The 12,963-nt window shown below is 46.3% G+C and carries 14 protein-coding genes; 4 read left to right on the forward strand and 10 right to left on the reverse strand.

The features are described from left to right. Nucleotides 1-27 precede the first annotated feature (27 nt). Complete coding sequence (locus CLV82_RS13935; RefSeq protein ID WP_317128295.1) at nucleotides 28-597, forward strand: NUDIX domain-containing protein; 570 nt, start codon at nucleotides 28-30, stop codon at nucleotides 595-597. An 11-nt stretch (nucleotides 598-608) separates the two neighbouring features. On the opposite strand, the gene CLV82_RS13940 is transcribed toward CLV82_RS13935, so the two are convergent. Then, a complete protein-coding gene (locus CLV82_RS13940; protein ID WP_243744226.1) occupies nucleotides 609-1,856 on the reverse strand; it encodes a D-alanyl-D-alanine carboxypeptidase in 1,248 nt (415 codons plus the stop codon). Between the two features lie 171 nt (nucleotides 1,857-2,027). Between CLV82_RS13940 and CLV82_RS13945 the strand changes: the two genes are divergently transcribed. Continuing rightward, nucleotides 2,028-2,225: a hypothetical protein gene (locus tag CLV82_RS13945; RefSeq protein WP_133644956.1), complete on the forward strand. Its 198-nt coding sequence runs from the start codon at nucleotides 2,028-2,030 to the stop codon at nucleotides 2,223-2,225. A 26-nt stretch (nucleotides 2,226-2,251) separates the two neighbouring features. Here CLV82_RS13945 and CLV82_RS13950 read toward each other — a convergent pair whose 3' ends face one another. Further along, a complete protein-coding gene (locus CLV82_RS13950) occupies nucleotides 2,252-3,193 on the reverse strand; it encodes a LysR substrate-binding domain-containing protein (RefSeq protein ID WP_133644957.1) in 942 nt (313 codons plus the stop codon). A 97-nt stretch (nucleotides 3,194-3,290) separates the two neighbouring features. Between CLV82_RS13950 and CLV82_RS13955 the strand changes: the two genes are divergently transcribed. Continuing rightward, complete coding sequence (locus CLV82_RS13955; RefSeq protein WP_133644958.1) at nucleotides 3,291-3,770, forward strand: Dps family protein; 480 nt, start codon at nucleotides 3,291-3,293, stop codon at nucleotides 3,768-3,770. Between the two features lie 97 nt (nucleotides 3,771-3,867). Here CLV82_RS13955 and CLV82_RS13960 read toward each other — a convergent pair whose 3' ends face one another. Next, entirely contained in the window at nucleotides 3,868-4,314 is a 447-nt protein-coding gene (locus tag CLV82_RS13960; RefSeq protein ID WP_133644959.1) for a hypothetical protein, read from the reverse strand. A gap of 512 nt (nucleotides 4,315-4,826) precedes the next feature. Here CLV82_RS13960 and CLV82_RS13965 point away from each other — a divergent pair. After that, nucleotides 4,827-6,437: a PorP/SprF family type IX secretion system membrane protein gene (locus tag CLV82_RS13965; protein WP_133644960.1), complete on the forward strand. Its 1,611-nt coding sequence runs from the start codon at nucleotides 4,827-4,829 to the stop codon at nucleotides 6,435-6,437. Between the two features lie 102 nt (nucleotides 6,438-6,539). Here CLV82_RS13965 and CLV82_RS13970 read toward each other — a convergent pair whose 3' ends face one another. The 7 genes from CLV82_RS13970 to CLV82_RS14000 form a co-directional block, all read right to left on the reverse strand. Next, on the reverse strand, nucleotides 6,540-6,920 hold the full coding sequence (locus tag CLV82_RS13970) for a hypothetical protein (RefSeq protein ID WP_133644961.1): 381 nt from the start codon (nucleotides 6,918-6,920) through the stop codon (nucleotides 6,540-6,542). 126 nt (nucleotides 6,921-7,046) lie between these two features. Beyond that, a complete protein-coding gene (locus CLV82_RS13975) occupies nucleotides 7,047-9,068 on the reverse strand; it encodes a S9 family peptidase (RefSeq protein ID WP_133644962.1) in 2,022 nt (673 codons plus the stop codon). Nucleotides 9,069-9,250: 182 nt separating this feature from the next. Then, nucleotides 9,251-10,015, reverse strand: a complete 765-nt coding sequence (locus tag CLV82_RS13980) for a hypothetical protein (RefSeq protein ID WP_133644963.1) — start codon at nucleotides 10,013-10,015, stop codon at nucleotides 9,251-9,253. A 23-nt stretch (nucleotides 10,016-10,038) separates the two neighbouring features. Further along, on the reverse strand, nucleotides 10,039-11,094 hold the full coding sequence (locus tag CLV82_RS13985) for a methyltransferase (protein ID WP_133644964.1): 1,056 nt from the start codon (nucleotides 11,092-11,094) through the stop codon (nucleotides 10,039-10,041). 14 nt (nucleotides 11,095-11,108) lie between these two features. Then, on the reverse strand, nucleotides 11,109-11,624 hold the full coding sequence (locus CLV82_RS13990; protein ID WP_133644965.1) for a nuclear transport factor 2 family protein: 516 nt from the start codon (nucleotides 11,622-11,624) through the stop codon (nucleotides 11,109-11,111). A 4-nt stretch (nucleotides 11,625-11,628) separates the two neighbouring features. Continuing rightward, nucleotides 11,629-12,027: a cupin domain-containing protein gene (locus CLV82_RS13995; protein WP_133644966.1), complete on the reverse strand. Its 399-nt coding sequence runs from the start codon at nucleotides 12,025-12,027 to the stop codon at nucleotides 11,629-11,631. Between the two features lie 141 nt (nucleotides 12,028-12,168). Beyond that, the gene (locus CLV82_RS14000; RefSeq protein WP_133644967.1) at nucleotides 12,169-12,933 is read right to left on the reverse strand and encodes a hypothetical protein; all 765 of its coding nucleotides are present in this window, start codon (nucleotides 12,931-12,933) and stop codon (nucleotides 12,169-12,171) included. Nucleotides 12,934-12,963: the final 30 nt, after the last annotated feature.

Here is a 12,963-nt window from a genome sequence, read left to right on the forward strand (position 1 = left end):
AATATCGGGAAATTGAAAAAGGGTCCTGTGCGCAATGTACAAACGGAAATACTGTCGGACGGCTGGTCCCGGCTTAGTCGGTTTACCTTTGAATACCTGAAGGATGACGGGCAGTGGGAAGAACAGAAACGCGAAGTCTACGACCGGGGGGACGGGGCAGTCATCCTGCTTTATAATAGCGCTAAACGCCGGGTCATCCTGACGAGGCAGTTCCGGATGCCTGTTTTCAGCAGGGGAGATGAAGATGGGATGCTGACTGAAGCCTGTGCCGGAGTGCTCGAAGAAAATGATCCCGAGGCAACCATTATCCGGGAAGTTGAAGAAGAGACAGGTTTCCGTATTGAAAAAGTGCAGAAAGTGCTGGAATCCTATATGTCTCCCGGTTCGGTCACAGAAATATTACACTTCTACCTGGGCGAATACCGCGATACTCAAAGGGTTAGCGAGGGTGGAGGTGCCGATTCCGAAACGGAACATATCCAGGTTCTGGAATACTCTTACGAAGAAGCACTCGCCATGTTGGCCAATGGAGAGATCAGGGACGCGAAAACCTTGATCCTGTTACAGTATGCAGCCCTGAATGGTATTCTGGACTGACAGCTGTTGGTTTAGTAAGTATCGCGAATATAGGCCAGTACCGCCTGCATCGCTGTCTTTACTTCGGAGGAAGGTGTTTTGAAATGATTGTTCATGTAGCTGAAGATCAGTACTTTTCCGGACTTCGTTATCAGGTATCCACTGAGACAGAAATTATTGCCCAGGCTGCCGGTCTTGGCATAGATGTAAGGTGCGTTATCCGTCCCAAACCAGTCCTCTAAAGTTCCTGAAACACCCCCGGCAGGAAACCAGCTCAGTAATCGTTCCCGGGGCACTTCCCGGTACATCCGGTGAAGTACCCTCACCATGGATTCCGGTGTAAAGAGGTTGTACCGGGATAAGCCGGAACCATCAACCCACCTTGGCGGATCCCTGAGTTCTGCCAGCTCCTCTTCCAGTAATTTTTTACGCAACACATCGCTGTTCAATGTATCTCCTACAGTGAGCGAAGCGGCCAGTAACAGTTGTTCGGCCAGGAAATTATCGCTCTCTATCATCATTTCCCGGTAAATACTATCCGTGGGGATACTGAACAATTTTTTCTTATCTGCTACCGGGAAATTCGCTGCTGTCCCGATTTTCTTCCCGACAGCCTTTTCCAGGAGTTGAAGTGTAAGACTATCCGATGTTTTATAAGGAATCACCAAGGTATCAGCAGAGCCTAGGGGGTAAAAGAAAGTGTTCTTATCCTGCAACCTTTTTTCGCGACCAGTCGTGGGGACCAGGTCATCCTTAAAAACTTTGGGTATAACCCGGAGAGAATCACTATACCATATTTTGGCTACATTCCCATACAGGGGTAAACTATGTCGATCCGGGGAGTAATAACTGTCATAGTCCTCCCATGCCCAGCCAGGGGCCCATGGCTCATCCATGCTTGATCGTGGTACCAGTACCGGGGAGTTCTGTTGCTGCAGGAACTTTATCACAGTGCTGTCATTGAACTGCGGATGCAACTGGGAAGGGTCTGCCATTCCGCTGAAATAGAGGGTGTCCTGCCAGTGAATGTACTCCAGGGCAGGCATTTTTTCCGGCAGGTATTTTAATCCGGCATAGAGCGTAAAGATTTTGGTATTGCTGGCCGGGGTGAAATATTTGCGGGCATTCTTTTGGTACAGGGTATCCCCGGAAATCGGGTCAAAAATGAGTATCCCGTTAAACATATTAACGTATATATTCTCATTTAACTGCTTATCTAGATGTTTTTTCGTCACCCGTTGTTTACTCCCTGCACAGGAAACGATCAGCACAGTCAGCATGAAGTAAACAATTGATTTTAAATGATTTGTCAACATTTAATTGTGAAGTGATTTCAATAGTTTGGTCGAATATTCAGGGAAATTATCCTATTTTTAACTATAAAAAAATAATAATCAATACCTTTTTTTAGTTAAATTTGATCAACAGTCCAACTAAAATCCTGAAAAAATATGGCAAGAGCTATGTTGGAGTACACTAAGACTGTGCTTCAGAAAGTAAGTTTTGACGCGAAATTATTTAGTAAGGAACTTAAAAAAGCATTAGAGAGATTACTCCCTTACGAAATTGAAGAATTGCGACACTGGTTACAATTATTTATAATGGATAAGCCACAACTCCACCAGAGTTTGGCATACTTAAAAGCATAAATCTTAAGCCACCTTACCGGGTGGCTTTATTTTTTGTTTAAAGGACTGATGATCTTTACGTCCTGGAAGGCGATCGCACCCCTGACTATTCCCGAGATCACATCTCTCAGCGCCTCCGTGATCTGTATTTTCAACTCGCTTTTATGGTAGATGAGACTCACTTCCCGTGCAGGGACAGGTTCGTTGAAGTACTTTAAGTTCGATTTCTTGGATTCTCCCAGTTCCAGGGTATGCAGATAGGGTAACAAAGTCATTCCCATCCCCTCATCAGAGAGGTTCAGCAGGGTCTCAAAGCTGCCGCTCTCTATCCGGAACGGGCCATTATTTTCCGCCCGGTCCGACTTACATAAGTTTATGATCCCGTCGCGGAAGCAATGACCGTCCTGGAGCAGGAGGATATCCTGGATATCCAGGTCTTTTGGAGAGATCTTGTCCATAGATCCCAGCCGGTGATTCTCGGGGATATACCCTACAAAAGGCTCATAATAAAGGGGTCTTTCCTTGATGTATTCGATCTCAAGCGGGGTGGCTGCGATCCCTGCATCCAGGTGCCCGTCCTGTATATTGCGGATCAGTTCTTCGGTATTCTGTTCTTTAATGATCAGCTGTACCTTGGGATATTTCTTAATGAAATTCCGGAGGAACATTGGGAGCAGGGTAGGCATAATAGTGGGGATCACACCCAGTACGTATTCTCCGCCTATATATCCTTTCTCCTGGTCTACAATATCCTTGATCCTGTTCGCTTCATTAACGATGTTCTTAGCCTGTGCCACGATCTTTTTACCGGCTTCAGTAATAGAAATGGGTTTCTTACTGCGGTCAAAGATCAGTACGCCGAGTTCATCTTCCAGCTTTTGTACCTGCATGCTCAGGGTGGGCTGGGTAACGAAGCTTTTCTCGGCCGCGAGGGTGAAATTCTGGTATTCTGCAACGGCCAGAACATATTGTAATTGCGTAATGGTCATAGGTGATCATTTAAAGCAATAAAAGTATAAAAACCATCAATGAAACTTATCACTATTGTCCTTTATATTTGATAATTTTATGTAAAAATAAGAACACATGAAACTAAACAGTATAGGCCTTGATGAAAAGAAATCCAAGGCATTAAGCAACGATCTCAATACGCTGCTGGCCAACTTTCAGCGCTACTACCAGAATCTGCGGGGAATACATTGGAATATAAAAGGAAAGCGTTTTTTTGAACTGCATCCTAAGTTCGAGGAACTGTACAACGATGCGAACCTGAAGGTGGATATGATTGCCGAACGAATCCTTACCCTTGGAGCCGTTCCCTTGCATACTTTCGAGGATTACAGCGAGCATTCCAAAGTACCCGTAGGTAAGAATGTCACCAAGGATGAAGAGGCTATCAGGCTGATCGTGGATTCCCTGAAAGAATTACTGGTCATTGAACGGAAGATCCTGGACGATTCAGCAGCGGCAGATGATGAAGGGACCAATGCCATGATGAGTGATTTTATCACGGAACAGGAGAAGACCGTATGGATGATGAAAGCGTGGCTTGCTGAAGAAATATAACAGTAACTAATGAGGTTAATAATTTACTTCTAACCTCTTAAAATAAAAGCCCTGCCGGGATAACGGCAGGGCTTTGAACTTTTAAAGGGTTTTAATACTAATCTCCCTCACTCAGGGAAAAACTTCCATCCCCTGAAAAATCAACCAGGACTATTGTTACTGTCCATATTCCAGGGCTGCCGGCAGCGGTTACTCCATCAATGGAATCGGGCTCCTGGTTACCTAAAATGGTCTTATCCAATACTACTGTCCCTTCTGCATCTGAAACGATCATCTGGAAGCTTCCTGCAGCGGTAGCTGTTATATCGGCATTATAATCTGCCCTGTTCAGGTTATTATTCCACTTGAAAGAGCGGGTAACTGATCCTCCATTTCCGGTAAAACTGGCATCAATATCCCCGTTAAAATCCGAAACATCTTCAAAAAGGACAGTGCCGTTGACACTGACTCTTGCAAAAGAATCATCATCATCATCACTACAGGAGAAGAGAAATATAAAAACAGGAAGTAATAGTGTTAACTTCCAAATATGGGAAAAGCTCATGTTCAATTGTTTATTGCCGTTCACAACCATCATCTTATTTTTTGACTACAACGGTCAACTTTGGGTAATATTGCTTTTGCAGCCGGGATGAAAGGGTACTAGCATAAACCTGCTAATTGTATCAAATATGGTCATGAAATTATTATTAACTCCTCCCGGGTTCTTTTCATCAACCAAGGGTCAATGTATTCGATGCGCTAGACAAAATCTCAGGATTTTTTTCACCAACGTCAGTCATCGATCGCTGCCCGCCACTTAGTCGCTGATCGACGTAAAGCGCCTGTGTATAGCACTTTAGGGCCTTGCATTTGGTCGAATAAATTAGCTTATCATCCCAAATGACTCTACATTAGTCCTTCCCAAAGCCTAAAAACCTACTGACTGATGAACCAATATATTCCCTTAACCGGTATAATCGCAAAACCGGTTTTATAGCCACTTTTTAATATTCGGATCTGCCTGGCGGTCTCTACGATCGGCTGCAATCCCGTGTCTCTAAAACCTTTTTGCCTATGCCCTTAAAAATTACCCAATCCTTATCTTTACTTGTGCTGGTGGTGCTGCCCCTGACGGGCAGCCACTGCCATGCCCAACAGCAGGAATCTAACCCGTATGTATCTTACGAGGTGCCGTTCCAGAACCTTTTAAAATTTAACCGGTTCCTGGTGAACCCGACCTTTTCCACGGTTCGCGAAAATAAATCCTATCTCAATTTTTTCCATCGCAGCCAGGCAGCGAATTACCAGGATAATCAACAGGATTACTTCCTGAGTTACAGCGGGAGAATCGATGACCGAAGTGGACTCGGGCTAAGTGTATATAACCAGCAGGAAGGGGTCATTACCAATATTGGAGCAATGGCCAACTATGCTTACGGGGTACGCCTTACTGATAAGAGCAATTTAACCTTTGGATTCAATATCCCTTACTACCACAGCAGTTTTGATCGCGGCAGGGCTGTAACAACCGAGGAAGACCCTTTATTGGGGCAGTTAGAAGAGAATGCCATTATCGCTTTTCAACCGGGCTTTAATCTTTCATACGGGCAGTTCGATGTAGGGGTCTTTGCGGAAAACCTACTGGATTATAACCTGAGATCAGGTGAGTTAATGACTGCTTTCCCCGAAAAGACATTTTCCGGGCATTTACAGTATACCTATGAATTCAACGCTGCAGGCGGAGTATTCTCGGATGCGCGACTCTTACCCTTGTTGAGGGTGCGAAAGACAGGGCAGGATGCCCTGGATTACGGGGGAGGAATGATCCTTGACCTGCCACGGCTTGGATGGTTGCAAGGTGGGTATGACAGTTTCTTTGGCGCCTCTGTAGGTACCGGCTTCAACCTAAGCAGGAGACTTTCCCTGGGGTACACTATAGAAAAAGGACTTTCCGAGAGTACCGATCACCTGGGTACTACCCACGAGATCTCCCTTGCCTTTTCATTTGTACCTAACCTGACGGAAAATATGGTATACCAGGAGATAGCCGAAGATACGGGAGCCTTTGTGATGAATGAACCCACCGATGATTCATACGATCGCCTGCTGGATAAATATATGGCACTGGAAGCCAAGTACGAAGAAAACAACGCCCTGCTTAACGAATTGATATTCCGACAGGATTCCATCGAACTGGCCCGTGTCAGGGATGAGGAAAGAAGGTTTAACCTGGTGATGCGATCGGTAAAGAGCGAAATCAAAACGGTAGATAATGACCCAGGGCAAGACCTGGCAGCGAATAACACTAACGATGCGCCGGTAAAGGAGGTCCAGGCGGGTTATAAAAGGAAAAACGAATTTGCGGATCCCAGGAAATTGGTGGTTCGTACAATGCCCGCAATCGACGGGATTAAAAACGGGCACTATGTAGTCGCCAATGTATTTCAGACAGAAAAATACCTGAAACAATTTATGCAGCAACTGGAGGAGCAGGGCTTAGAGCCTGCTTATTTCAAAAACCCTGAGAACGGGATGCATTATGTGTACCTGGCGCATTATGAAAACGATATACAGGCCCGCACAGCCTACCTGACAGGGATAGGGGGCAAGTACAAAGAGCAGACATGGATCATGCATGTAGAAGATCCTTATGCCAATATGGCTAAACTCGAATTTGAAGATTAAAGAAAGAAGGGAAATCCCTTTAAAGATGTTAGTTTGATTTGTGCCAAAAGCCGGAAACAGCGTTCATGATGCCATGGATTGAACGTGATGTTCCGGCTTTTTTTAAACCTTAACTTCTTCGCCTTCCTTTTTGTTCAGGATCTCGATGATCCAGTAAATAAGTTGTCCCAGGCCATTGGCAAATAAGAAGAGCAGTATCCATACTACCAGCATATTATTGCCCTGCATGTTCGGGTTCTTTGCCGCGTGCACAATGTAAAAGACCAGGCTCGCGAAGGAGATCAGCACCACCAGCAGAACCACTATAATAAAGAAAGCAATCCCGCCCATAAGAAGCCCGTGGACTTCATCCATGTGCCCGTTATCTCCTATGTCTCCCCCTATAGCCAGGATAACAAAGAATAAATAACCGAAGATCAGCAGTATTAAAGATACCAGGGGAGCCAGGGCAAAAAAGCCTTGCCAGAATTTATTGTTGAGCATAATTGGTTGGTTTTTATAAATGTACTAAAAATCTGTTTGCGAGCAGGTTTGGATCTGTACGCAGCTCATCTAACTAAAAAAAGCCTGCTTCTCAGCAGGCCTTTTCAAGTGTTCAGTATTAACTGATTACTCTTTTTTATACTTATCAAACCAGGCAAGGATGGCCGCCACTTTGGCGATCAGTTGGCTTGGTTTACCCGCAATACCATGCGAGGCCCCGGGTATACGGACCATAGCGCTTTCTACACCTTGTAATTTCAGAGCAGCATAGTATTGCTCAGATTCCGCGATCGGGGTCCTGTAATCTTCTTCCCCGGTAAGCAGCATCGTAGGGGTCGTAACATTCCCTACATAGGAGAGAGGCGAACGCTTCATGTAGTGCTCGGGATCTTCCCAGGGTTTGGAAGGGAACCAATATTTACTGAAATATGCAGGGTTATCTGCATATAATACGAAACTGTACCAATTGATCACCGGTTTGGCCACTACCGCTGCCCTGAAACGGTCTGTCTTACCAACAATCCAGGCGGTAAGTACTCCACCGCCGCTTCCACCGGTGACAAAGAGTTGTTCTTCATCCACATTTCCTTTCGCGATCACGGCATCTACACCGGAGATAAGATCCTCGTAGTCATGGTTAGGATAATCGTGGTGGATCAGGTTACCAAATTCTTCGCCATAGCTGGTACTTCCCCTGGGGTTGGTATAGAGCACCATGTACCCTGAAGCTGCGAACAACTGCAATTCTGCGGTAAATTCCGGTCCGTAACTGGCAAAAGGTCCGCCGTGGATCTCCAGGATAAGCGGGTATTTTTTAGCGGGGTCATAGTCCGGCGGGTATATCAACCAGCCCTGGACCTCTCTTTGATCAAAGGAAGATTTCCAGGTAAGTTCTTCTACTTTTCCCAGGTTGCGGTAAGAGAAAAGATCTTCGTTGACCCGGGTGATCCTGCGGGTGTTTTTACCATTAAATACTGCCAGGTCTGCAGGATGTTCGCTCCCGCCAAGGGTATAAGCCAGGGTGCCGTCTTCGGCTCCGGAGAAACTACCGGAGCTGTAAGGTCTTCCTATAGACATTCCGCCAAGATTCTCCACAAGGGTACTGACCTTTCCATCAAGGGTGATATGTCCTACCTTGGTAATGCCCCGGTCTGTATATTGAAAATACAGGCCTTTCCCATTAGCCGCCCACTGGATATCTTCAATATCCCTGTCAAAATCTGCTGTGAGTAAACGGGGTTCACCTCCCTCCGCGCTCATCGTATAGAGCTGGCTGAGCTGGTACCCCTGGTAGCGGTCATCGAAACCTGTAAATGCAAGGGTTTTTCCGTCGGGAGAGAGTGCAGGGGAACGATCCGGTCCTTTCCTGCTGGTAATCGCCTTAACACTTCCATCGTTAAGGGTTAGTTCATAGATCTCACTGTTCAGGGGTTCTTCTTCATGCTCTTCATGCAGGTTGGCCGAGAAGTATAATTTGGAACCGTCTTTTGACCAGACCGGGCTGCCATGGTCATATTCAGAATCGGTCAGCTGCCGGGGCGAGCCACCGTCAGCAGAGATGACAAAGATCTGGTCATTTCCTCCTTTCAGATAACCCTGGCCATCGCCGCGGTAATTCATCTCGTCGATATACTTTGGAGCGTCTGCCCAGCTGGCACCTTCCGGTTTTTCGGGCATGGTGATGATCGATTTTGATTTTTTCGGGACAAACATGGTAAATGCCAGTTGTTTGTCATCGTGAGACCAACTCACACCCGATGCGCTCCTGGGAGGATTCAGCAGGGTGTGAATTTCGCGTGTATCGAGCCACATCAGGTAAAGTTTGGTCTTATCGTCTTTCATATTGGAACGGAAAACGATCTTTTTACCGTCATGCGACCAGCGAGGCGCAAAATCGCGTTGGTTTCCAGTGGTCAGCGGCCGGTTCTGACTACCGTCAGCATTCACCATCCAGAGGTTAGACAGGTTTTTGTCGGTCATAATATCCTTGAAATTTCGGACGTAAATGATCCGTTCTCCATCCGGGGAAACCTGGGGATCAGAAATGTATTCCAGGTCAAAGATGTCGAGCAGCTCCATGGGGCTCTTTTTTTGGGACCAGCCGGATAGTGTCACGGCCAGGAATAGGAGCAGGTAAATATTTCTCATGTTCAGGTTTTTGAATTCCTGCCTAAGATATTAAAGAAATCAGAAAAAGGGATAGGAGATATCGACGTTTTGCCGGACAAATTATTCCTGAATGACCGATGCCCCGGGCTGGCCGGGGCATCGGGTACCTTCCCGAGCGGGAAGGCAAAGGAAGGTTGGTCTGAATATTATAAGTATACGTTCTACTGCCTGCTGGCTGCAGTGACCTTGGGGCCAAGACCGCTCAGGTCCGGTCGATAAACCCACAATTCTTCGTGGGTGCCTTCTACCGAGTCTTCTACCTCTTTCAGGAACTTCATAAAACTACCTTCTCCATGTACAGTCTCAAAATCCTGTGGGAAAGTATCCGGCCTGGACATGTAATTCATATTCCCAAAAAAATCTACCCATGCCAGGTCCTGGCCTTCCAGGTTAGAAAGTTCATTTACATATACACCGTATGGTTCATCCGGGTACTTCTCCATATAAAGTTTCTGGACCTTTTTGACGATTTCAATAGCCTGCATCCCTTTAAAAGGCTTTATATCCATAACAAACACAAGGAGGTTGTCTATATCAAAGTCTGCCGGAAAGTTGGAGTATTCAGGGTGAAAGCGCCAGTAATCCACACGACCTACAGTTTCCGCAAAGGGTGCGATCTTCTGGTTCCAGTGATCATTGTGCTCTTTTTCCGGTTGAATGGGGGTATCCATTGCAGACCAGGTGGTGGGTCCCATTACCCACATATAACGACCAGCATTCTTACCGCTAGAAACCCAGTACACCCGTGCGCCGTTCCCTCCATCAGCGTGAAATTTCTTATTGTGTTCGGCCAGCCCCTGCTCAAATTGCACGATCTTCCCTGGTAACGGGGTCAGTTGCAGGTTGGTGATCACAGGATAATCCGTGCTTCCCTGGGAAACTGCCATAAGCGGCAAAAGGAATAGTAGAAAGATAAGATTTTTCATAATTGGTATCTTTTAGTTAAATGTTATTTATAGGCAATCGCTGCACTGCTGGGACCGGTCAGGGGTATCAGGGTAGTTTTCCGGAAACCGGCTTCCCTGGTCCAGCGCGTAAAATCTTCTTCGGTGTAATCTGCACCATCAGCGGTCTCGATCAACATGTTCAGGGACATTAATAACCCAAAGCTGTTTTTTCGGCGCTGGTTGTCGATAACGTTCTCTATCGCCACGAATGCCCCCCCTTCCGGCAAAGCATCATAGGCTTTGCGGATCAGGAGTTTTTTATCGGCAATACCCCAGTCGTGCAGGATGTTACCCATGGCGATGATATCAGCCTTTGGGAAATCGTCCTTAAAGAAGTCCCCTGCCCGCACTTCTACCCGTGGCAGGCAGTCTATCCTTTCCATGTTCTCTTTCGCTATACGGGCTACCTTTGGCAGGTCAAAAGTGATGCATTTCATATGGGGATGCTGAATAGCGACCTGAGCCGACAAGAATCCCCCGGCTCCACCGATATCACAAAAGGTATTGTAGTTCGAAAAATCGAACCGGTTACAAAATGCCATGAAATTACCCATCTGGAAGCCTCCCATAGCACTGACGAATTCACGCAAACGGTCTTCGTCTTCGTAGAGCGTTTCAAAGAATGGTTTTTCACCCTGGGCAGTTTCATTCTGCGGATCCCCGGTTTTAAGCGCCTGCTCCAGGTGCACCCAGAAAGGATATAACCGGTTATTTGCCATCTCCAGCATTCCGCCGATATAACTCCTTTTATGTTTATCCAGGAAGGCGTCTGTATCTGCCGTATTACTGTAAAGGGCATTTTCCTTTAAACCTTCTCTTTCAAGAAATCCGAGTGACACCAGAGCATCCAGGAAGTCGTAGACTGCCCTGGGATGCAGATGTAATTTCTTCTGGATCTTATGCGCAGGGACTTTCCCCTTAGAGAGATAGGTAAATAGTTCCAGTTTTACCGCGGTAAGCAATACTTTGGAGGCCCAGAAAGCCATCCCTGTCTCCATGATCTTTGCCGGGTTGGGCGCCTGCCTTGTTTCGGCTTTTTTTTTGGTAAGTACCTTCATCGGAACAGCAGCGATTAATTGTTCATTTCTTCTGCGGCAGCTTTGTCGGCTGCGATCTTGTTCATGATCCTTATGAGCCCCGCGGTGTCATAGTAGGCGTGTTCTTCCACGACCTTCCCGTCTTTGAATTCGAGCGTAACATGTACAGGAACCACCAGGGAAGTATCCTTCTCTTTAAAAGTGGCTTCCCAATTACCCCAGAAATTCACCCATCTCTCATCTTTATCATCAATGATCATTTCATAATACTGATCGTTATCCTGGAAGCCGTAACTCTGGTAACCGGCAGTGCCTTCCTGAAAACTTTTAACGAAGTCAGAAGCCGAGATGGCACGGGTACTATTGTGGTAGATCTTTGCCGTATCGGCGTAATGGGCTTGCATGGCCTTCCAATCGCCTTTCTCATAATCCCCGATCAGGGCTTTGGTCTGGTCTATTTCAGGTGAGGAAGAAAAATAACGATCAGGCTTTTCTTCCTTGCAACCCCATAAAAGGAGAAGCGATAATACTAGAACACTTAAAGTTTTCATATGTTTAGTTTTTAGGTTTGTGCATTTTATGGTCACAGGATTTCAGTTCCACCAGGATAAGCTCCATGGGTTCACTGCCATTGTTCTGGGGAAGGTGGGTGGCTTCCGGTGTGAACATGGCCGTCCCCGCTTTATTCTTGTCCTCTATCATACTCCCATCAGGTAAGGTCATCATCCCATTGCTTTCCGTAAGCATTACGGCTACTGCATCCGGATGCTGGTGCATGACCGATTTCTCGCCCGGGCCATATTTTATCCTCAGTACCCGGACCTGGTCGTTCTCGAATTCTACAGAGTAGTGCTCAGGATCTGCCTCTACCGCATCCTGTGCCTGTATTTCCGGTGTCCAGAATCCGATTAAGCACAGCAACACACCCGGCAGTGCGAATTTTAATGTTCTCATAGTGTAGTTTGATTAAAAATTAAATAGTGAGCATTACACTTTATTTCACCTGGAAAACCTTCCCGGGATAGCAGAGCCATGGTCGGCAGCTCAAGCTATTCCCAGGTGATTTGCTTCTCCAGGTAAATAAAGAGGTCTGACTTATTGTTTAGGACTATAGGCCAGGTCTGAACGCATTGTTCCGGTTACAACTTCCATTCCGCTCATATACTGGCTCATCTCGTCAAACAAGGGTTTGGCCTCTTCTCCCAACAAGCTGCGATTGGCTACGGCCTGTTGTTCGTAGCTCAGGGCATCCTTGGCGGCAATGGCAACCAGGAAATAGTCTTCCGGCGCACCAAAACCACTCCGGTAAACCCGGTAGCTTACCTTAGATCCTTTATCCTGGTAGAGCTTCTTGATTTTTTTGAAGTTTTCGGCTAATTTCCCACGATTAGCAGGAGTAGTATAGACATAATAGAACTTCCGGAAATCCTGCCCCTCGGGGGTCTGGTTGATTCCTTCTGGCATATAGGTGAGTTTTTTATCCAGGTGGATGACGTAATCAAAATGCTTGTCGTAATAGTCGTTCATCTCGCTGAAGAGACTGCCCATCTTGTCTGAACCCATCTTCTCTGCCAGGGAGGCAAATACGGGCCGGTCCAGGGAAGCCATATTGTCTATTTGTCCCACATAGAGATAACGGTAATCATCGGTCTGGGTTGTGATCCACTGCTCGTCCTGGATATTATGAGCTTTGAGCTCGCTGACAAGTTTCTTATTAACATTTTCATACTTGTTCACCATGGCTGGTTTTACATGGTCTTCGTGAACCCAGAAACTCTGGTAATCGGCATCTGATTGCCCCTGCATTAATGTTGAGGAGAGAAAAAGGAGGGCTAATAAAAGTCTGAATGGTGTTCTCATGATCTTGAATGTTTATTAATTAGTTATCTG

The organism is Zeaxanthinibacter enoshimensis (genome assembly GCF_004362865.1).
Taxonomy (GTDB): domain Bacteria; phylum Bacteroidota; class Bacteroidia; order Flavobacteriales; family Flavobacteriaceae; genus Zeaxanthinibacter; species Zeaxanthinibacter enoshimensis.